General features: G+C 43.0%; 13 protein-coding genes and 1 tRNA gene. 2 read left to right on the plus strand and 12 right to left on the minus strand.

Going from position 1 to position 21,906, the window contains the following annotated elements; all coding sequences use genetic code 11:
* The first annotated feature begins 42 nt into the window (after positions 1 to 42).
* Both ACT8YW_RS01970 and ACT8YW_RS01975 read left to right on the plus strand, forming a co-directional pair.
* A complete protein-coding gene (locus ACT8YW_RS01970) occupies positions 43 to 1,248 on the plus strand; it encodes a glycoside hydrolase family 88 protein (RefSeq protein WP_444103796.1) in 1,206 nt (401 codons plus the stop codon).
* Between the two features lie 128 nt (positions 1,249 to 1,376).
* Positions 1,377 to 5,483, plus strand: coding sequence for a hybrid sensor histidine kinase/response regulator transcription factor (locus ACT8YW_RS01975; RefSeq protein WP_444103797.1), 4,107 nt, complete (start codon positions 1,377 to 1,379; stop codon positions 5,481 to 5,483).
* A gap of 82 nt (positions 5,484 to 5,565) precedes the next feature.
* Here ACT8YW_RS01975 and ACT8YW_RS01980 read toward each other — a convergent pair whose 3' ends face one another.
* From ACT8YW_RS01980 to carB, 12 genes are all read right to left on the minus strand, one after another.
* Positions 5,566 to 7,233, minus strand: coding sequence for an alpha-L-fucosidase (locus ACT8YW_RS01980; protein WP_444103798.1), 1,668 nt, complete (start codon positions 7,231 to 7,233; stop codon positions 5,566 to 5,568).
* A gap of 76 nt (positions 7,234 to 7,309) precedes the next feature.
* A complete protein-coding gene (locus tag ACT8YW_RS01985) occupies positions 7,310 to 8,719 on the minus strand; it encodes an alpha-L-fucosidase (protein ID WP_444103799.1) in 1,410 nt (469 codons plus the stop codon).
* 35 nt (positions 8,720 to 8,754) lie between these two features.
* Positions 8,755 to 9,636 (minus strand): hypothetical protein, encoded by an 882-nt coding sequence (locus tag ACT8YW_RS01990; protein WP_444103800.1) that lies wholly within the window; start codon positions 9,634 to 9,636, stop codon positions 8,755 to 8,757.
* A 48-nt stretch (positions 9,637 to 9,684) separates the two neighbouring features.
* Positions 9,685 to 10,899 carry a glycoside hydrolase family 88 protein gene (locus ACT8YW_RS01995; RefSeq protein ID WP_444103805.1) on the minus strand — a complete coding sequence of 405 codons (1,215 nt, stop codon included), beginning with the start codon at positions 10,897 to 10,899 and terminating at the stop codon, positions 9,685 to 9,687.
* A 417-nt stretch (positions 10,900 to 11,316) separates the two neighbouring features.
* Entirely contained in the window at positions 11,317 to 11,808 is a 492-nt protein-coding gene (locus tag ACT8YW_RS02000) for a DUF4488 domain-containing protein (protein ID WP_049701811.1), read from the minus strand.
* A gap of 139 nt (positions 11,809 to 11,947) precedes the next feature.
* Positions 11,948 to 13,351 carry an asparagine--tRNA ligase gene (gene asnS, locus ACT8YW_RS02005; RefSeq protein WP_009038972.1) on the minus strand — a complete coding sequence of 468 codons (1,404 nt, stop codon included), beginning with the start codon at positions 13,349 to 13,351 and terminating at the stop codon, positions 11,948 to 11,950.
* Between the two features lie 105 nt (positions 13,352 to 13,456).
* Positions 13,457 to 14,764 carry a pseudouridine synthase gene (locus ACT8YW_RS02010; protein ID WP_134985015.1) on the minus strand — a complete coding sequence of 436 codons (1,308 nt, stop codon included), beginning with the start codon at positions 14,762 to 14,764 and terminating at the stop codon, positions 13,457 to 13,459.
* A gap of 74 nt (positions 14,765 to 14,838) precedes the next feature.
* Positions 14,839 to 16,185, minus strand: a complete 1,347-nt coding sequence (gene purB / locus ACT8YW_RS02015) for an adenylosuccinate lyase (RefSeq protein WP_008020410.1) — start codon at positions 16,183 to 16,185, stop codon at positions 14,839 to 14,841.
* A 142-nt stretch (positions 16,186 to 16,327) separates the two neighbouring features.
* Positions 16,328 to 16,402 (minus strand) — tRNA-Val (locus ACT8YW_RS02020).
* 312 nt (positions 16,403 to 16,714) lie between these two features.
* On the minus strand, positions 16,715 to 17,269 hold the full coding sequence (locus ACT8YW_RS02025; RefSeq protein ID WP_444103801.1) for a sugar O-acetyltransferase: 555 nt from the start codon (positions 17,267 to 17,269) through the stop codon (positions 16,715 to 16,717).
* Positions 17,270 to 17,272: 3 nt separating this feature from the next.
* Positions 17,273 to 18,046, minus strand: a complete 774-nt coding sequence (gene yaaA, locus ACT8YW_RS02030; RefSeq protein WP_009038969.1) for a peroxide stress protein YaaA — start codon at positions 18,044 to 18,046, stop codon at positions 17,273 to 17,275.
* A 243-nt stretch (positions 18,047 to 18,289) separates the two neighbouring features.
* Positions 18,290 to 21,511: a carbamoyl-phosphate synthase (glutamine-hydrolyzing) large subunit gene (gene carB, locus ACT8YW_RS02035; RefSeq protein ID WP_032844102.1), complete on the minus strand. Its 3,222-nt coding sequence runs from the start codon at positions 21,509 to 21,511 to the stop codon at positions 18,290 to 18,292.
* Between the last annotated feature and the right edge of the window lie 395 nt (positions 21,512 to 21,906).

Raw genomic sequence — 21,906 nt, forward strand, 5'->3', positions numbered from 1 at the left:
CAGTTTTCAGGATAAATACTCAATAGATAATTAGTCTCAAACATGAAATACCGTCAAAAAAGAAATACCCTTATCCTTCTACTACTCGCCGCTTGTCTCTTCGGAAAACTGCCGGGCTATGCCGCCGAACCGGGAAAGAAAGTTCCGCAATGGTTTCAGCACGCTTTCTCCGTGATTGAAAAACAGGCGAAAAAGATGTCCGCCAAAGTAGAAAAGTCGTCTTGCCTTCCCCGTTCCACCCAACGGGGACTGGTAAGTCCGGCAGACTGGACAAGTGGATTTTTCCCGGGAATGTTATGGTATGTGTACGAATATACCGGTAAGGAAGAGTGGAAAAAGCGTGCCGAACGGGCTACCGCTTTACTCAAGTCGGAGCAGTTCAACGCCTTCGACCACGACATCGGTTTCAAGATGTATTGCAGTTACGGCAATGGCTGGCGCCTGACTAAAAATTCCGATTACGCCAAAATCATCTGTCGTTCCGCCAAGACCTTAAGCTCGCGTTATTCATACAAAACCGGACTTATCATGTCTTGGGAAGAAGACGCTACACGCGACTGGCAATTCCCGGTTATCATTGACAACATGATGAATTTGGAATTATTGATGGAAGCTTATAAGTTATCCGGGGATACCACCTTGCGCCACATCGCCCTTTCCCATGCCGATAAAACGATGAAATGCCAATACCGCAAAGATTATTCGTGTCCCCACGTGGTTGACTATAATGCGGAAACGGGCGAGGTTCGCAAATTCGACTGGAATAATGGTTCTGATGACATCAGTGTTTCGACCTGGGCACGCGGACAGGCATGGGGGCTCTATGGCTTCACCATGATGTACAGGGAAACTAAGAAAGCGAAATATCTCCGCCAAGCTGAACATATCGCCGATTTCCTCATACATCATCCGAACCTGCCGGCAGACGGAATTCCTTATTGGGACTATTCCGGCAGCCAAGTTTCAACGATGCGGGATACTTCCGCAGCTTCTATCATGGCTTCTGCCCTAATAGAATTAAGCACCTACTCCACAAATAAAGACTACTTCCCAACCGGAGAAAAAATACTGAAAAACCTTTCTTCCGAGGAGTATCTCGCCAAACCGGGAAAACATTCTTTCTTTGTTTTAAAACAGGCTACCGGGAATTATCTCCGCAGCAGCGAACTGGAAGGTGGATTGTCCTATGCCGATTACTATTATGCAGAAGGATTGCTCCGTTATTTTAAATTAATAAGCCGTCAATAAGCAGAAATACAATTAACAGGTAGATGAGAAAACCGACATGAATATTTCGAAAGTATATTTTGTGATTGAATGAAAGATGACTATCTTTACCTTAGATTTGTAATATTCACATTTATCATTCAGCACACATGAGAAACCGATATTTGCAAATAGGCTCTATCTTTAGCCTCTTCCTCTGTTTATTATCCACTTCTTTCTGTCATGCAAGCACCGGCAGTTCAGAGCGTATTCACTTCCGGCGTCTTTCGGTGAATAACGGAATGTCACAAAATACGGTTCTTGCGCTGACGCAAGACCACAACGGTAAAATCTGGGTAGGAACCGTTGACGGGGTGAACTGGTATGACGGATACCGTTTTGTCCCTCTTTACAAGAATTTGAACGACAGCACGAGTTTATCCAATAACCATGTTTACTCACTTTGTACGGATGCGGAAGGTACAGTGTGGGTAGGCACGCTAACCGGCTTGTCCCGATACAACATCGTCGGGAATAACTTCACCAACTATTACTTGCCGGATAAGCTACCTGTGCAAATACTCAGTATCGGGGACTTGAGCGATAAAAATCAGCTTTTGCTGGGAACAAGCAGCGGTCTTGTTGTCTTTGACAAAAAGACTGGTTATATGAACCGTCACCCTCTTCTGCGGGAATCCACCATTTATTCCATTTGTAAGATGAACAACGAGGTACTGCTCGGCACTTCATCAGGTGTTTATTATTATCATCCACATGATAATTCTATCGTCCAGTTAATCCCCGAATTAGAAAAAGAAGTTATCTCATCCATTCTCTACGATCCTAGAAAACGTATCTGTTGGCTGGGATCTTTGACAAGCGGAGTATATTGTGTGGACGAAAAGTTTCAGATAAAAAAGCATTATCATTACAAGAGCCCGCAGCAGTTGCCTGAAAATACTGTCCGCACATTGGGACAAGATGACAAAGGCAATATTTGGATTGGCACAATCAATGCACTGTTCATACTCGAGCCCGAGACGGAAAAAATAAAGAAATACGCATTTTCTCATGAGGATAAAACATCATTAGGGCACAACTCCGTACGTTCCATCCTGAAAGACCACCAGGGTGGAATGTGGGTAGGCACTTTCCATGGTGGGCTCAACTACTATCACCCCATGGCACCGGCTTTTGAAACACTGACCTATTCCGCCTATAAAAACTCTATCAGTGACAATACAGTCAGTTGTATTGTAGAAGATAACCGTACAGGGAATCTTTGGATAGGAACCAATGACGGCGGGTTAAACGAATATGACCGGAAAAACAAGCATTTTTCGGTTTACCGGGCTAATCGGCATAATCCCCATGCGTTGCAGTCGGACAATATCAAATGTGTGCTTCCGGATATGGATGGTGTTTACGTAGGAAGCCACGGCGGCGGATTGAGTTATTTATCCACCCGCACCAGGCAAATCGAGAACTATACTTTCCCAAAGGCAGTCTCATTCAGCAACAGTTGTTACTCTCTATTGGACGGACAGGACGGCACACTTTGGGTGGGTTCCATCATCGGATTGTACAGTTTTGATAAAAAAAACAAGCAATTATCCCCCCACCCTTTAACGAAAAAATATCCCCAGTTAAGCTCTATACTTATATCTATCCTATACCGCGACTCGAAAGACCGGGTATGGATTGGGACAGAAGAAAGTTTATTTGTATATGCAAACGGCAAACTGGAAGCATGGAAAGACCATACGTCTGCAACTCCGGCTTTGATACAGGCTTTCTCTATACAAGAAGACAGCAACCGGCAAATTTGGATAGGTTCTTCAGCCGGTTTGTACAAGTCGCCCGACGGAAGCACCGAACATCAGACCCGCTATTCTACAAGCAACGGATTACCCAATAATTTCATCTACGGAATACTGGAAGATGGACGCGGACGATTGTGGATAACAACCAATCGCGGATTGTCCTGCTTTGACCCTTCCGAGCAAACCTTCCTCAATTATACCGTACAAGACGGATTGAGCCACAGCCAGTTTAATACCTACGGAGCCTGCAAGACACAAGACGGTATTTTCTTTTTGGGAAGCCTGGAAGGAATTACTTATTTCAATCCCTACGAATTTGTAGATAATCCGTTTTCTCCCAATGCTATCATCACCGGTGCTGCAATTCAGAACCAAGCGGTCGCAAAAATAAAAGATGGAAAATCCAAGTACTTCCAGTCAAATAACGGCAGGTTATTAGGAATGTCCTTTCCTTCCAACAAGAAACTGTTCAGTATCCATTTTTCCGTAATCAATTATCTTTCCGGAAAACGTAATCTGTTTGCCTACAAACTGGAAGGCTTCGATGACGACTGGATATATTCGGGTCAGGCTCTTTCTTCTACAAGAGGTGTCACCTATTCCAATCTGCCGCCCGGAAAATATACATTTATGGTAAAGGCATGTAATAACAACGGACGCTGGAGTGTCACCCCGACCGAGTTCTTTGTACATATCACCCCGATGTGGTATCAGACATGGTGGGCGAAGACTCTTTATGTCTTACTTATACTGGGTGGGCTCACCTTTATCGTTTATTTCTTCATTGCTCGCGCCAAGATGAAAATGCAAGTGCAGATTGAGCATATGGAACGTAATAAGATTGAAGAAATCAGTCAGGAGAAGGTTCGCTTCTACATCAATATGTCTCACGAACTGCGAACTCCGTTAAGCCTGATACTGGCTCCTTTGGAAGAATTGGTAGCAGAAAAAAACAAGCTTGACATCCAGGTTCAACAGAAACTCTCATACGTATATAGAAACGGGCGCAAACTACTGCATCTTGTCAACCAATTACTGGATTTCCGTAAAGCTGAATCCGGGGCATTACCTATTCATGTCGCTATGAATAACGTAGACGAGCTAGCCCGGAATGTGTTCAGTATGTTTAAGGAGAATGCGCAGAAAAGAAATATCACTTATCAATATCAGCCGGAATTGAGTGGCAACCCGCTCCCAATAGATAAGACTTATGTGGAGATGATATTGACCAATCTGCTTTCCAATGCCTTCAAATTTACCCCGAACGGTGGGGAAATAATGCTCTCTGTCTGGGAAAAGGAGAATAGCTTCGGATTCACGATAAAAGATAACGGTATCGGAATCTCTGCGGAAAAACTGTCGCGTATCTTCGAACGTTTCTACCAGGCGAACGAAGACCGGAAAGGAAGTGGAATTGGTCTTTCATTAGTAAAATGTCTGGTTGAGAAGCATCACGGAAGTATCAGCGTCAACAGTAAACTTAACCAAGGGAGTGAATTCAATGTCGAACTGCCTTCAGACCTCAAAGTATTTGCCCCGACGGAATTACTGACGCAAAAAGAAAAAAACAATCCCGAATGGCAAACGTCCTCACTAGCCACAGAAACAATGATTGAAGACGGGGAATTTACTGTGACGTCTCCTGTTGCCGGACAGGAAGAAAATGAAACACCGGATGAAATGACAGAAACCATTTTACTGGTGGATGATAACAAAGAGATGGTTGACTATCTGAAGAATAATTTCAAATCGAAGTATGTCACGCTGACTGCCGGAAACGGGGCAGAAGCACTAGCTATTCTGAAAGAGCAGAAAGTGGATATTGTACTTTCTGACGTGATGATGCCGGGTATCGACGGCATAAAGCTATGTGAACTCATCAAGAAAAACATGCAGACCTGCCACATTCCCGTTATTCTGCTATCTGCCAAGGGAAGTATCGAAGCGCAGACAGCCGGTATTCAGATTGGTGCGGATGATTATATCCCCAAACCTTTCTCCATGAATTTGCTGAAAGGGAAAATCAATAATATCCTGAAAGCGAAACAACGGTTAAGATACTATTACTCCAACACAATAGACATTGATACGGCAAAAATTACGTCCAATGCATTAGACGAAGAGTTTATGAGCAAAGCCATACAGATTGTTGAAGATAATATCGACAACGAAAGTTTTACGGCTGATGATTTGGCCGAACAACTTTGTATGAGCCGTTCTTCACTCTACCTCAAAATGAATTCCATTTCAGGAGAGCCGCCGGCTAACTTCATCCGCCGTATCCGCCTTAATAAGGCTTGCAAATTATTGTTGGAAGGAAGGTATTCGATTTCTGAAATCAGCAATAAGGTAGGTTTCAGTTCACCTTCTTATTTCTCTACCAGTTTCAAGAAACATGTAGGCTGCTTGCCTTCCGATTATGTGAGAAACCAAGAAAAAAAAGAGGCTGAATAATCTTCAGCCTCTCCCAATTTCCTATTTCCGATATTATCCGTAATTTGACATACGTAAAAAGGAACTTATATACTTTCAACCGTTACTTCAGAGTAATTTTAAAGGCATAAGCATATTCACCAATTGCCTGGGAAGGCATTGTGATATACAATGCATCTTGCTCCTGTTTCCATTTCAGTTTTTCTCCCGAAGCCAGGAAAGAGATTGATTGTATCTTATCCGTTACTTTGGTACTGTTCAAGTTCTGTATTTTAATCGTTTCATTATTTCCCGGCCAATCTAATGCAAAAACATAGATTGTATTCTTCTTGGTTGTAAAACGAAAATCGTTTGCCGAATAAGAGTATAAATAATCGGCATACTTCTGTTTTTGTTTCTGTTTCTTTGCAGCAAAAGGGCCTTCACCATAGACTGTGAACGGCCGGGTGTCATAAATTGCTTCACCATTCACTTTCAGCCAATCGCCAATCTTTATCAGTTCATTTCTAAAAGTCTCAGGCAGACTTCCGTCAGCACGAAGCCCTACATTGAGCATCATGGTACCATTCTTACTGACAATATCTACCAAATTGTCCACAATCTGCCCCGCAGTCATACGCAGTTTATCCTTGGTTTTGCCTTTCACGACTGAAGCCATGCCGGCATCTCCGGCATCCTTGCTGATATCCAAAGTATTTCCCATATAAAACCATCCGGGATTGACTGTCGTATCTACTAAGAATGGATTTTTCTGCAAATCATCTGCTCCTGAACATTCACGGTCGAGTGTCAACCCATTTTTCATTCTCTTGATAGTGAGTACGCCATTCTGTACCCCCTTACGCGAAAGATTCTTGTTATAGAAATGTGCAGCCAACTGCATTCCATAGATGCCATTGGGCAACGGACCATCGAAATAAAGTAATTCCGGTTCGTATTTATCAATCAGCTCTTTAGTTCTAAGATACCATGATTGCGCAAATTCTGGTTGTAATCTCATGATACGGTCGGGAGTACGTTTACCGTAAAGCCCTTCGTAAGCAGGATTCATATAATCATAAGGCACACCCGCATAAGGCCCGTCAGGGTCTGCATTGGTACCCTGGAAGAACATGTGCTCATGGCTGTAATTGCTAAGATGCGAAGATACAGCGAAATGAACGCCCGCCTTTTTGCATGCTTTTTTCCAAGCTCCCACAATATCCAATTTGGGTCCCATCTTCACCGAATTCCAAGGTTGGTGACTTGAATCGTACAGGTCGAAGTTGTCATGGTGGACCGCCATCACGCCAATAAACTTAGCACCATTCTCCTTATAGAAAGCAGCTAATGAGTCGGCATTAAACTTATCAGCCTTCCACATCGGAATGAAATCTTTATAACCGAATTTGGATGGATGACCATAAGTTTTCAAATGATGCTGATAAGCCTTGGGAGCATTGTCCCTGTAACCCAGCACACGATATTTACGCAAACTTGAATCCGGTTCCTGATACCAATACATCCACCTGCCATAATGCCCGCTATACCCCGGAACAGAATTAACTCCCCAATGCATATAGATACCGAATTTAGCATCACGAAACCATTCAGGACATTGGTAGTTTGCCGCTATGGATTCATCGGTAGGTTCCACAGGACCTGATGCGATGTCAAAATTAAAGGTTGACGCGCTCGAGTCGATAATGGCATGCTGATTACGCTCACTCTGTTGCGCTTGCGCAACAAGTGTACAACAAGATAATAGCAGAATTAAGAATCTAATGTTCATAGTTATGTAACTTATAGTTTTTACTTTAAAATATTTTATCATAGACAAATAATAGCGTTATTCAAATTACAAACGATTATTTCTTAACTTTAAAACGGAATGCCAGCGGTTCGTTTTTCAAGTCTTTAGGCAGGGTGACGATCACCTTGCCATCCTTGCTGGAATACTTCACGCTTCTGCCATTTTGCAACAAAGTCATTTTTCCTGTCGGTTCATTTCCTTTCCATTCGATAGTAGCAGGTAGCGTTTCTTTTTCAGGCAAGGCATAGATAGCATACAGCGTTTTACCGTCTTTATTAGCGGTGAACCATACTTTATCGCAGTTATAGTTTGAGGTAGTACGGGTGGCATAAATAGACTCACCGTTGCGTTTCAGCCAATCCCCTACTTCTTTCAAACGGTCAATTGCCTCTTGCTCAATCTCACCTTCCGGTGTAGGGCCAATATTCAATGCCAAATTTCCACCTTTAGCCACAATTTCAGCCAACATATTGATAACCCATGAACAGGATTTGTATTCGGAGTTCGGACTCCATCCCCAAGTATAAGCCAAAGGAATATTGGTTTCCCACGGATTGTTGATTTGTTTTTCAGGAACGACACGTTCCGGTGTCTGATAGTTCTCGTTACGTCCCGGCACGGTTCTGTCTGCCACGATTAATCCCGGCTGTTTATGACGTGCCTTTTCTACTATTTCATCCAGTTTAATGTCCTGTTGCGGTTTACGTACCCAGCCGCCATCGAGCCACAAGATATCGACGTCACCGTAGTTGGTCATCAATTCATCGATCTGATTGGCAGTAAACTCCTGAAAGTTCGCCCATTTCTTAGGATACTTCTTCACATCATAGTTTACGTCACGAGTGGGAGTTGCCCAAAACGGGTCCCAATAATCCTTGTGATGCCAGTCCGGTTTGGAGAAATAAGTGCCAATCATAAAACCTTTCTGCCGAAAAGCATCGAACAGGTGTTTGGTGACATCTGCATATTTACCGTTCTTGTACGGTCCCTTTGCTATGCTATAATCCGTATATTTAGAATCATACATACAGAATCCGTCGTGATGTTTGGTAGTGAAAATAAGATATTTGCAACCGGCTTCCTGCGCAATGTCCGCCCAACGGGAAGGTTCAAACTTGACTGGGTTGAACGATTCCGCCAGTCCCCAGTACCATTTCTTGAATTCGTCATACGGTTTATCCGGAGCAACTTTCTGTCTGCGCTTGGTAAAGCGGTCTTCCGAGCAAAGCAACCACGATTCAGTAATACCGGGTACCGAATAGATTCCCCAGTGGTACATGATACCAAATTTCACATCCTGCCATTTATCCAGCTTCTCCAGTACTTTCGCATCAGTAGGCCATTCGTAGCTTTCAGAGCTTTCATGTATCAGTTCGCCGTCTTTCGTGCCGAATACTTTCTTGTTTTGCGCATTCAGTGCCAGCGACAAACCGATACACGCAATGAGTGATAAAACTTTCTTCATAAATAATTCTTGTTATTGCATTAGTAATAGATATTTTATTTCTTTGAATCAGAAGTGCTTTCCACAAAAGCAGGCTCACCCTGCAATTGCTTCACTATACTTTCCGCTTTTTCCACTTCCGCTTTCGTGCCGCAAATCAGTAATGAGACACCGCCTTCGGCACCGTCCACACCACCTTTCGCCGTGACATGAATATCCACGTCGGCAAATTCTTTGAGAGCTTCGATTTCGGTGTAAATATTACCTTGCGTTACGTTGAGACGCACTGTGCCTTTACCACGTTGCGTATCACTATTTGTCAATTTTTGTATCTCGAAGAGGTCTTGGGTAGTTTCTTTTTCCAGTCCCACAGGAACCATCCAGCGTCCTTTGCCCGAGTCAGTATATTTACGCAGTTTCGCTACCGTTCCTCCGTCGGGAGCCCCTACACATACGGCTGCCTGGCGTTTGGCATAGTTCACCATATTGGCCCCCTTGAATACGATATCTTTTGCATTCATACGGTTTAAAGCATCGGCATAAGAAATATCAACCGGCTTCCCTTTCAACAATACTATTTCCGACTGGCGCTTCATACCTTTGGCAAAGTCCTCTTTCCAACTCGGAAAGATACGTCCTGTGACGAAACTTCCCCGGGGAGCAGACAATCCAGCCAGTTCTTCTGCAAGGTAAGTATTGGTTGTTCCCAAAGTAATAATGACAATACCGTTCTCCAACCTGTCCTTGACGTCTTTGTTTGCCGCTATACCTTTAGCGATCAGACGCTTGCTTTCGCTTACTGTCAGGCGTACAGTTGCCATGTATTCATACGATTTCTGACTGGTAGTTTCCACCTGTTTTTCTTCTTTGGGTTGCTGCATACAACTGCTGAATGAGAGCAACATTGCAATGACCAGGATATAGTTTATTGTTTTCATATTCAAATCTCTTACTATTATAACTTCTTGCTTCATTAATGAAACAGATTATTCTTTCTCACTTAAACTAAACTTCTTCAAATCTTTATACCGTTTTAGTGCTTCCAAATAATAATAATCAGCATAGTTTAATGGCACATCCACCTCACTGTCATGTGGGAAACTGCCAACTGAATGCATCAGAATAAATCCATTGTTTCCCTTTTCTTTCGCCAAATAATCCAGCGAAGAAAGCTGTTTCAATATATTTTCGGCATACTCTACATAGCTGTTACCTAACTTTTTATCATCTGTATATTCGCACAACTCAAGCAAAGCGGAAGCTGTGACAGCTGATGCAGAAGCATCACGCGGAGCATTTGGGATATCTGGCGTGTCATAATCCCAATAAGGAATAAAATCATTCTCCGACGGACGATTTTCCATGATGAAACGGGCTATCTTATGAGCCGCATCCAAATAAGCCGGATTTTTGGTAAAACGATAGCACATGGTATAACCGTAAACTCCCCATGCTTGTCCACGTGCCCAGGCTGAAGAATCGGCATACCCTTGAAAAGTTCCTTTGGATTCTACTTTACCACTTTGAGGAGAGTAACTGACTACATGATACGAAGTCATATCTTCGCGAAAGTGATTTTTCAACGTCTTATCAGCATGAGCTATTGCAATATCCTGATATTTTGAATTTCCGGTTTGCCCGGATGCCCAGAATAGCATTTCAAGATTCATCATATTATCAATAATAACCGGATAGCTCCAGTCGCCAAAATCCCAGGAACGGATTAGACCTACTTCCGGGCTAAAGCGGGTACAAAGGCTCTCGGAAGAGTTTATCAAAACCTGTTTATCTTTCGGCTCCGGCTTCAAACGAAGAGCTTGCCCATAACTACAATACATCATAAAACCGATATCATGGTTTCCGGTATAATACTGAATATCTTCCAAACGGTTGGTATATTTACGCGCTTCTTTTGCCAAAGCTTCATCTCCGGTCAGTTCATAAGCCAGCCACATAGAACCGGGATAAAAGCCACTTGTCCAGTCTTTGGCATTTTCCAAACGATAGCTTCCATCCGGTTTGGTTGAACGCGGGAAACATGTAGTATCCGGTACGTCTTTCAATTGCTCTGCCATATAAAGTAACTGATGGCCGGAAGTTTTCACAGCGTTCTCAAACCACTCCGGCGCACCCGCTTTGGGAATACTGCAAGCGGTTAGCAGACTCATCCCCCAAACCGCGACATACAACTTTGTTTTCATTCTCATATTTATAGCTTTAATGTTTTATTCATATAAGTAGAATATATGTTCCAGCAACTGCCATTTTTAGCGGAACTTGCTTTTGGGCCAGCCTTTAAATCCATCGTCTGACAATATCGTTTTACAGAAGTTCTATACTCCTGGAACTATATAACCTTCCTCTTTCATTCCACTTTCTAATCTCATGTGATTAATATATTTAGAATCTTTGGTTTTTACTGATAGCAAAATTAGGGATTACCGAAAAGAAAGCCTTTATATATCTATTTTTTCATCCTTGATTCTAAATTTATCAATGTAGATTTTATCCAAAAGGCTTTTGTTTTTATCCACTTTCATATAATAACAATAAAAATTGCGCCCATCTTCTTAATTGATGAAGATGGGCGCAACTCCTGTTCCAGTTACAACACTTACTTATCTCACAATATCTTCCGGAAATTTAGCCGGCATCTCCACCCTCTTCCAGGTTTCATAATACCAGGTGTTCAACTCATTTCCATTCAAATCATTCTTGATAAAATATTTCAGATGGAGATAATCATTGTCTTTAATCTCAAATTCCAAAATATTGTCCTGATTGTCCAGCATCGGAAGATGAATGTTCTTCTCGATACTTTCCTTATAAGAATCGTCCGTGAGTTGTTTATAAGTACCATATCCAGTAATAATCGCATCCGCACCGGGAATAATGGTAAAGTTAACGATTTGTCCGTCATCACCCAATACTTTAAATGTATTACTGGGTTTCAACGCTCCCGGAACATCGGGAGATTCGGAGACATAATGGCAGAGCTGCCAAATACCTTTCAAATCGGCCGCTTTGAATTTGGTTTTCTTCTGGGCCGTCGCACCTGTTACCGCTAACAACATTATTGAAAGCATGGTAAAGAAATAGAGCTTTTTCATTGTTGTATTATTTTAGTTAACACTCTCGAATGCGTATTTCCAAATATAAAGATTTATTTTGAGAATACAGCAATTCAGAGCATAAAAAAACTCGCATAACCTAAAGATTATGCGAGTTTTACATAAATATACCGAAATATTAGAAATCAGCATTTCTTGGTGTACGCGGGAACGGTATCACGTCACGGATATTCGCCATACCTGTTACAAACAATAACAGACGTTCGAACCCTAATCCGAAACCGGAGTGAGGACAAGTACCGAACTTACGGGTATCCAGATACCACCACATATCCTTCATCGGGATATGCATTTCTTCAATACGGGTCATCAGCTTGTTATAGTCGGCTTCACGTTCGGAACCACCGATAATTTCACCAATTTTCGGGAAAAGAACGTCCATGGCACGTACAGTCTTACCGTCTTCGTTCTGCTTCATATAGAAGGCCTTGATTTCCTTCGGATAGTCAATCAGAATCACCGGACGTTTGAAGTGTTCTTCCACTAAGAAACGTTCGTGTTCGGAAGCCAGGTCCACGCCCCAGTAAACCGGGAATTCGAACTTATGTCCTTTCGCAACAGCTTCTTCAAGAATCTTGATACCGTCTGTATAAGGTAAACGTACGAAATCATCTTTCAATACACCTTGCAGACGTTCAATCAAGCCTTTATCGAACATATCGTTCAGGAACTTCACATCATCCGCACAGTTATCCAACGCCCATTTCACACAATATTTGATGAACTCTTCTGCCAAGTCCATGTTGTCTGTAATGTCGTTGAAAGCCACTTCCGGCTCAATCATCCAGAACTCTGCCAAGTGGCGGGGAGTGTTGGAGTTTTCGGCACGGAACGTAGGACCGAATGTGTAGATAGCTCCCAAAGCAGTAGCTGCCAACTCACCTTCCAGCTGACCGGAAACAGTCAGACTTGCCTGCTTACCGAAGAAATCATCTTCATAAGAGATAGAACCTCTCTCGTCTTTCTTCAAGTCATACAGGTTCATGGTAGTCACCTGGAACATCTGTCCGGCACCTTCACAATCGGAAGCCGTAATGATCGGCGTATGGAAATAGAAGAAGCCCTTTTCATGGAAGAACTTGTGAATAGCAATCGCCATGTTGTGACGGATGCGGAACACTGCACCGAATGTATTGGTACGCGGACGCAAGTGAGCAATCTCGCGCAAGAATTCCATAGAGTGACCTTTCTTCTGTAATGGATATGTATTATCGCAAGTACCCAGCACTTCGATTTCACGAGCCTGTACTTCCACTTTCTGACCGGAACCTACTGATTCTACCATTTCTCCGTTCACGCTGATACAAGCGCCGGTAGTAATCAGTTTCAGCATCTCTTCATCGAAATTAGCCAAATCTACTACGATCTGCAAATTATTTATTGTAGAACCGTCATTCAGTGCGATAAAGTTTACTTGTTTGCTACCTCTACGGGTGCGAACCCATCCTTTCACATTGACCATAGCGCCAATATCTGTGCGCTTCAACAGGTCAACAATTTTTGTTCTACCAATCTTTTCCATTTAACTTTTTCTTTTTAGATACAAGAAGACGAGGTTTCAAATGCAGGATGAATTCTTTCCTGCTTTCTTTCCCCGTCCTCTGTCAAGTTGTTATTTATTGACTTATTACTCAAACGAACCCATGCGGAGGTAGTTTACTTCTGCTTCCGACAGATAACGCCAGTCTCCGCGACGCAGACCTTTTTTGGTCAGTCCGGCGAAGAACACACGGTCGAGTTTTACTACTTTATAACCCAGTGATTCGAAAATACGGCGAACGATACGGTTCTTACCGGAGTGAATTTCGATACCTACCTGGTCTTTCTTGAAATCATCTGTATAGCTGATCGCATCTGCATGGATTTCGCCATCTTCCAACTGGATACCAGCTGCAATCTGTTCCATATCTGCTTTAGTCAGGTTCTTGTCCAGATGAACATGATAAATTTTCTTCTTCAGGAATTTCGGGTGTGTCAGCTTGGAAGCCAGATCACCGTCATTCGTCAGTAACAGTACACCAGTCGTGTTACGGTCCAGACGTCCTACCGGATAAATACGTTCGTTGCAAGCGCCTTTCACCAAATCCATTACTGTACGGCGTTCCTGCGGATCATCCGATGTAGTAACGGTATCTTTCGGTTTATTCAGCAATACGTATACCTTGCGTTCGATGCTTACCGGTTCGTCGTGGAACTTAACCACATCCGAACGTTTGATCTTCGTACCCAATTCCGTTACCACTTCACCGTTTACAGAAACCACACCTGCTGTGATAAATTCATCAGCCTCACGACGGGAGCAAACACCTGCGTTAGCCAGGAACTTATTCAGACGAATCGGTTCATTCGGATCAACGAACTGTTCCTTGTACTCGATCTGTTTCTTTACGCTATACTTAGCGTTCGGATCATAATCGCCGGTACGCGGACGAGGACGATATCCTCCTTGACGGTCGTTATTATATCTCGGACGATAACCTCCACCGCCGTTGTTGCTGCGATAGCCGCCACCTTCGCCGTTATTGAAACGGGGACGATACGGACGGTCACCACCTTCACGGTTGTAAGAAGGACGTTGAGGACGGTCATAAGAACCACCTTCGCGGTTGTAAGGACGTTGCGGACGTTCACCTCCTTCATTATTGTTATTGAAGCGAGGACGATACGGACGATCTCCACCTTCACGATTGTAAGAAGGACGTTGGGGACGGTCGCCATAAGAGCGGTCACCGTACGAACGCTGCGGGCGTTCGCCTCCTTCATTGTTGGCATTAAATCGCGGGCGATACGGACGATCCCCGCCTTCACGGTTGTAAGAAGGGCGATACGGACGTTCTCCACCTTCTCTGTTGTAAGACCTGTTACCATCACGGCCGGCACCTGTATTCTCTTCATTAAAAGAATTTTCGCGCCATTCTTCGTTTTCTGTGCTCATTTTTTTATTCGAATAAAATTAGACTTTGGCCTCACGGCCTATTAAAAAAACACGTTTATTATATAAGTAAACAATTAAAGCCCCGTATATGTATGGGGAGTGATTGCTCTTAACTCTTTTTTAATATCTTCGCTTACATTCAATTCTTCGATAAACTCTTTAATAGAACTTTCTGTAATAGCTTGGTTGGTGCGGGTTAACGCTTTCAAAGCTTCATACGGATGCGGATAAGCCTCACGGCGCAGGATGGTCTGAATAGCTTCTGCCACTACACTCCAACAATTATCCAAATCACGATAAATAGCCGGTTCGTTCAATAACAGTTTGCGCAATCCCTTCAAAGAACTCTGGATGGCAATCACGATATGACCGAAAGGTACACCGACATTACGCAACACTGTTGAGTCTGTCAAGTCACGCTGCAAACGGGAAACAGGAAGCTTCACAGCCAAATGTTCCAGAATAGACGTTGCTATGCCCAGGTTACCTTCTGCATTTTCAAAGTCAATCGGATTCACTTTATGCGGCATAGCGCTCGAGCCTACTTCTCCAGCTTTGATCTTCTGCTTGAAGTACTCCATAGAGATGTACTGCCAGAAGTCACGATTCATATCCACCATAATGGTATTGATACGCTTCATAGCATCAAAAACAGCAGAGAGGTTATCATAGTTCGAAATCTGCGTTGTATATTCTTCGCGTTCCAGTCCCAGTTTTTCTGCAACAAACCGATTGCCGAATTGTTTCCAGTCATATTGAGGATAAGCCACGTGATGCGCATTGTAGTTTCCGGTAGCACCGCCAAACTTAGCGGTAAGCGGACATGCTTTCAACATAGCCAACTGACGTTCGAGACGGTAAACAAATACCATCACTTCTTTACCCAAGCGGGTAGGAGAAGCCGGCTGACCGTGAGTTTTGGCAAGCATCGGAATGTTAGCCCATTCTGTCGCATAGGTTTTCAACTGTGCAATCAGCTCTTCAATCAACGGGTAATAAACCTGATCCAATGCCTCTTTGATAGAAAGAGGAACAGACGTATTGTTAATATCCTGAGAAGTCAGTCCGAAGTGGATAAACTCTTTATAGTCATCCATTCCGCCCATCTTGTCAAATTCTTCTTTCAGGAAGTATTCTACGGCTTTCACATCGTGGTTAGTTACACTTTCGATATCTTTAATGCGTTGTGCGTCTGCTTCAGAGAAGTTACGGTAGATATTCCGTAAAGTTTCAAACACGCTACTATCGATTCCTTTCAATTGCGGCAAAGGAAGTTCGCACAAGGTGATAAAATACTCCACCTCTACCTGTACACGGTATTTAATCAGTGCAAATTCAGAGAAATAAGCTGCCAAAGCTTTAGTTTTGCCTCTATATCGACCATCAATCGGGGATATGGCCGTTAATACATCAAGTTCCATACGTTTTCTTAGATAATTATCAGACTGCAAAATTAACTCTTTTTCCTGAGTTATAAGATAAAAGGAGAAAGAAAGTTTGTATAAAAGAGGTAAGAAATAAAAAAAGTCTCACGAATTTCTTCGTAAGACTTCCTTTTTGGTGTGGGCGTTGACGGATTCGAACCGCCGACCCTCTGCTTGTAAGGCAGATGCTCTGAACCAGCTGAGCTAAACGCCCGTACACTTCCGTTTCAAAAGCGATGCAAAGGTACGGCATTTTTTGAATTCTGCAAACATTTCATGTATTATTTTTCAAGAAAGTTTTTATCAAATAAAGAAACACTCTGATTATCAGCAAATAATAATAAAAACTTTTTTCTTGCCACTTTCACTTCTTCCGGTTCATCTAATAAACAGAACAAAATAAAGATAGTCGCGCCTCTTTTTCTATCATTAATAATTAAAATAGAATCTGCAGGAAAACGAATTCCCAACAAAGATAGTAACGCAGGAACGCTTAAATCCGGGAAATAACTTTTCCGGTCAAACGTTAAACAACCTGTTTGCGAACAACACGTGCCGGATTCCCGACTGCCACACTGTCGTCGGGAATATCTTTCGTCACAACGCTCCCCGCCCCTATCACACAGCGATTGCCAATCGTCACGCCGGGACAGATAATAGCACCACCACCAATCCAGCAGTCTTCGCCAATCGTCACCGGATAAGCATATTCCTTAGAGCCTCTTCTTTCCAGGTAATCCATCGGATGATGCGGCGTATAAATCTGCACACAAGGTCCAACCAGCGTATGGGCGCCTATCGTGATATATCCTCCATCCAGGAAAGTGCAATTGGCATTCACAAATACATGTTCACCCAATTTGATTCCGTCTCCATGATCGCAATGAAAAGGCGGGCAGATTATTGAAGTTTCAGGAATCTCCGGTACCAGTTCTTCCAATAATTCCCGATACCCCGCATCATAAGTGCTCATTCCCCGCATACGCGCCAGCAGTTTCTTGGCATGTTCAAAACGCACCTGCAATTCCGGCACAGCCATATCAGCCAACTGGCTACTACGCATCTTTTCTACTTCCGTCATACTTTATATTTCTTTACCGTTAGTAAATACAAACTTCTTTTCATCCGAAAGAGATTCGTTAAATTCGAATCCTTCCCAGGAGAAGCTTTTCAAATCCTCCGGATTTTCGATTCTGTTCTTCAGAATGAACCGCGTCATTTCACCACGGGACATCTTGATATAGATCACTATCGAAGCTAATTTCCCGTTCTTCCACACCTGAAATTCGGGAGTAACGACACGCACTTCTCTCTCCACACGTTTCCAATCGAACAAACTTTTCATCTCGTCGCTGGCCAGATTGCAGAGTATGCCTCCCGCTTTCTTTATATCTTCGATGAAGACATCCGTCAGACGGGATTTCCAATAAGAGAACATGGTCTGATTACCCGGTTCCGGCAACACTACGTCTCCTTCCAAGCGGTAGGAACGAATGACATCTAAAGGCCTCAACAACCCATAACAGAAAGAAGTCAACCGCAGATGTTCCTGCGCATATTCAAATTCTTCTTTCGAGAAATCCTTTGCATTCAGTCGCTTGAATACAATTCCGGTATAAGCCAGCAAAGCGGGCAGTTCCGATGTGTCTTCTGCATGAAAAGCCTGATAACGCTTATAATTCTCCACCGCCATCCTGGCATTTATACGCAACAAGCGTTCCAGTTCATCCACCGAAAACTGTGACATCTGCAAAGCAATCCCGGAAGCTTCTTTTTGAAATCGTGGAACTGTCTTCAAAGGTACTTTCACCTTTGAAGTCTCACTCATAGTCTTGGCACAAGATAGAAGTACTAACATTGTTTTATCTGATTTTATCTTTTCAAGAAACAAAAATAAAAAATAAATCGCTTCTCTTGCTGATGGATAGACAGATTCTACTTAGTTTCAACCAATAATTAACTTTAATCATTTATTAATAACAAAAACACTCCCTATATAGAACACACTCTGATGTGCTATATTTACTAATAAAAAGAAACTCCCCCTTTGGACAAGCCAAAGAGAGAGTTCTCCTTATCTAATAGACAGCTAAAGCTGTTTTTATTTATATTCCTGCCAGCTCTTAATCTGAATATCATTCAGTTTCAATTCGCAGAATGCTTCGATAAAGGCGCTTGCCAAACGAGCATTGGTAATCAACGGAATGTTATGATCGATTGCACCGCGACGGATACGATAACCGTTCGTCAACTCACGCTTGCTGTGATTCTTCGGAATGTTAACGATCAAATCAAACTTATGGTCAGCAATCATCTTCATGACGTTGTTCTCTGCACCCGGCTTTTCATCCGGCCAGTAAACCGGAGTAGTTTCTACACCGTGAGCGTTCAAGAAAGCTGCTGTTCCGGCAGTTGCGTAAATCTGATAGCCCTTAGCGAACAGCATACGGCTGGCATCCAGCAAATCTACTTTCGACTTCATTGCACCGGAAGAGAACATCACAGCTTTTTCAGGAATCTTGAATCCGGTAGCAATCATTGAATTCAGCAATGCTTCAGAGAAATCGTCACCGATACATCCCACTTCACCAGTAGAAGACATGTCTACGCCCAATACCGGGTCAGCCTTGTGCAGACGAGAGAAAGAGAATTGAGAAGCTTTTACACCAATCCAGTCGATATCGAATGCCGACTTATCCGGACGTGAGTATGGAGCATCCAACATGATGCGGGTAGCAGTTTCGATAAAGTTACGTTTCAGAACTTTAGAAACAAACGGGAAGCTACGAGAAGCACGCAAGTTACATTCGATTACTTTCACTTCGTTGTTACGAGCCAGGAACTGGATATTGAACGGACCGGAGATATTGAGTTCTTTAGCAATCTGACGGCTAATCTTCTTGATGCGACGAGCTGTTGCAAAGTAAATCTTCTGTGCCGGGAATACCAAAGTAGCATCACCGGAGTGAACACCGGCAAACTCTACGTGTTCGGAGATTGCGTATTCTACCACTTCACCATTCTGCGCAACGGCATCAAATTCAATCTCTTTCGTATTTTCAAGGAACTGGGAAACAACAACCGGATATTCTTTAGAAACTTCGGCAGCCATCTTCAGGAAGTTTTCCAATTCTTCATCGTCATAGCAAACATTCATTGCTGCTCCTGAAAGGACGTAAGAAGGACGAACCAATACCGGGTAGCCTACTTTTTCTACAAATCCCTTCACTTCTTCAAGACTCGTCAGTTCCATCCAAGCCGGTTGGTCGATACCCAGTTGGTCGAGCATAGCAGAGAACTTGTTACGGTTTTCAGCACGGTCGATAGAAATCGGAGAAGTACCCAATACAGGAACCGACTGACGATAAAGTTTCATAGCCAGGTTGTTCGGGATTTGTCCGCCTACCGAGACGATCACACCACGAGGTTGTTCGAGGTCGATTACATCAAGTACACGTTCGAACGAAAGTTCGTCGAAGTAGAGACGGTCGCACATATCATAGTCAGTAGAAACCGTTTCAGGGTTGTAGTTAATCATGATAGACTTGTAACCCAGTTTGCGGGCAGTCTGAACTGCATTCACCGAGCACCAGTCAAATTCTACAGAGCTACCGATACGGTAAGCACCCGAACCCAGTACGACTACTGATTTTTCATTCTTATAATAGTTTACATCGTAGCCTTCCACTGCATAAGTCATATACAGATAGTTAGTCAGTTCCGGATGTTCGGAAGCGATGGTATTGATACGTTTTACAGCCGGAAGGATACCCATCGATTTACGATGAGCACGCACTGCCAGGTTTTCTTTCTCCATGTTTCCGGTTGGATTCAGTACGAAACGGGCAATCTGGAAGTCAGAGAAACCTAACACTTTAGCTTCACGCATTACATCGGCAGGTATATCTTCTACCTTATTATAAGTAGACAATTTCGCTTTGTAGTCTACGATATTTTTCAGTTTGCCAAGGAACCATGGGTCAATCTTTGTCAGGTCGTGGATACGTTCGATGGTATACCCCTCTTCCATTGCTTGTGCAATGGCGAAAACACGCAAGTCAGTCGGGCGAGAAAGCTCTTTATCAAGATCATCAAAGTGCAGTTCGTCATTACCTACGAAACCGTGCATTCCCTGACCGATCATACGAAGGCCTTTCTGGATGATTTCTTCGAAAGAGCGACCGATAGACATGATTTCACCTACCGATTTCATGCTTGAACCGATTTCACGGGATACACCGGCAAACTTCGTCAAGTCCCAACGAGGGATTTTACAAATATAGTAGTCAAGTTGCGGAGCTACGTATGCAGAGTTCGGGGTTCCCATCTCGCCAATCTGGTCGAGTGTGTAACCAAGTGCCACTTTAGCAGCTACGAATGCCAACGGATAACCGGTAGCCTTAGAAGCCAATGCAGAAGAACGGCTCAAACGGGCATTTACTTCAATCACACGGTAGTCATCCGTTTCAGAGTTGAAAGCATACTGAATGTTACATTCACCCACGATACCGAGGTGACGGATACATTTGGTAGAAAGTTCTTTCAACAGAGCCAGTTCTTTATCATCCAGCGAGCAGGTGGGAGCTACTACAATTGATTCGCCGGTATGAATACCCAGCGGATCGAAGTTTTCCATGCTGGCTACTGTAAAGCAATGGTCGTTAGCGTCACGGATCACTTCAAATTCGATTTCTTTCCAGCCTTTCAAAGACTCTTCTACCAGAATTTGTTTGGAGAAAGCAAATGAGCTCTCTGCCAATTTCAGGAACTCTTCCTCATTGGCACAGATACCGCTACCAAGACCACCCAGTGCATAAGCAGAACGCACCATGACAGGATAGCCAATTCTGCGTGCAGCAGCAATGGCATCTTCCATGTTTTCTACTGCCTGGCTGACCGGAGTCTTCATTTCTATCTCGTCCAGTTTCTTCACAAACAGGTCACGGTCTTCTGTATACATGATAGCTTCTACCGAAGTTCCAAGTACCTTTACTCCATACTTATCAAGAACACCTTGTGTGTAAAGTTCAGCACCACAGTTCAATGCAGTCTGTCCGCCGAATGCCAAAAGGATACCATCGGGACGTTCTTTCTTGATAATTTCTTCTACGAAATAAGTATTTACGGGAAGGAAATACACTTTATCGGCAATACCTTCAGAAGTCTGAATGGTTGCGATGTTCGGGTTTACCAATACTGAGCTGATACCTTCTTCTTTCAAAGCTTTCAGTGCTTGTGAGCCTGAGTAGTCGAACTCTCCGGCTTGTCCGATTTTGAGTGCTCCAGAACCCAAAACGAGAACTTTCTTGATTTCCTTTTCCATTTCTTTTGTTGTTATAATAAGTTGTTATTTCTAAGTTCGTTCATAAAAAAAATGCGTTACCCTCAAAAAAGGATTAACGCATTACCAAAGAACTAAAATATTGTTTTTGGAAATAAGAGAAGAAGACTTTCGTTTCGGGATGAAAAACATCCGAATGTAAATAATACTTGCTTCTAATTTCCTGTTGATTCATTGTTGACTTCAAAATTTGTGCAAAGTAACGACATATTTTGCACATGACAAAAAGATACGTTCACTTTTTTACTGAAATAATTTACCGTGTTAATGAAACAGTCGTTTTTCCATTGGCTTTTAATGATTACATTCTTATCTTAAGCAGGCACAAATCATGAAGTAACTGCATTTTGATGTTTCTTTCAGTTTTTATCCTTATC

The sequence above is a fragment of the Bacteroides sp. genome (genome assembly GCF_052357945.1).
Taxonomy (GTDB): Bacteria; Bacteroidota; Bacteroidia; order Bacteroidales; family Bacteroidaceae; genus Bacteroides.

What these genes read in the sequence shown, in the direction of transcription:
- ACT8YW_RS01980 (WP_444103798.1), bottom strand. Translation starts at nt 7,233, where the DNA reads ATGAACATTAGATTCTTAATTCTGCTATTATCTTGTTGTACACTTGTT.
- ACT8YW_RS02000 (WP_049701811.1), bottom strand. Translation starts at nt 11,808, where the DNA reads ATGAAAAAGCTCTATTTCTTTACCATGCTTTCAATAATGTTGTTAGCG.
- asnS (WP_009038972.1), bottom strand. Translation starts at nt 13,351, where the DNA reads ATGGAAAAGATTGGTAGAACAAAAATTGTTGACCTGTTGAAGCGCACA.
- ACT8YW_RS02010 (WP_134985015.1), bottom strand. Translation starts at nt 14,764, where the DNA reads ATGAGCACAGAAAACGAAGAATGGCGCGAAAATTCTTTTAATGAAGAG.
- ACT8YW_RS01975 (WP_444103797.1), top strand. Translation starts at nt 1,377, where the DNA reads ATGAGAAACCGATATTTGCAAATAGGCTCTATCTTTAGCCTCTTCCTC.
- carB (WP_032844102.1), bottom strand. Translation starts at nt 21,511, where the DNA reads ATGGAAAAGGAAATCAAGAAAGTTCTCGTTTTGGGTTCTGGAGCACTC.
- ACT8YW_RS01990 (WP_444103800.1), bottom strand. Translation starts at nt 9,636, where the DNA reads ATGAAAACAATAAACTATATCCTGGTCATTGCAATGTTGCTCTCATTC.
- purB (WP_008020410.1), bottom strand. Translation starts at nt 16,185, where the DNA reads ATGGAACTTGATGTATTAACGGCCATATCCCCGATTGATGGTCGATAT.
- ACT8YW_RS01995 (WP_444103805.1), bottom strand. Translation starts at nt 10,899, where the DNA reads ATGAAAACAAAGTTGTATGTCGCGGTTTGGGGGATGAGTCTGCTAACC.
- yaaA (WP_009038969.1), bottom strand. Translation starts at nt 18,046, where the DNA reads ATGTTAGTACTTCTATCTTGTGCCAAGACTATGAGTGAGACTTCAAAG.
- ACT8YW_RS01985 (WP_444103799.1), bottom strand. Translation starts at nt 8,719, where the DNA reads ATGAAGAAAGTTTTATCACTCATTGCGTGTATCGGTTTGTCGCTGGCA.
- ACT8YW_RS01970 (WP_444103796.1), top strand. Translation starts at nt 43, where the DNA reads ATGAAATACCGTCAAAAAAGAAATACCCTTATCCTTCTACTACTCGCC.
- ACT8YW_RS02025 (WP_444103801.1), bottom strand. Translation starts at nt 17,269, where the DNA reads ATGACGGAAGTAGAAAAGATGCGTAGTAGCCAGTTGGCTGATATGGCT.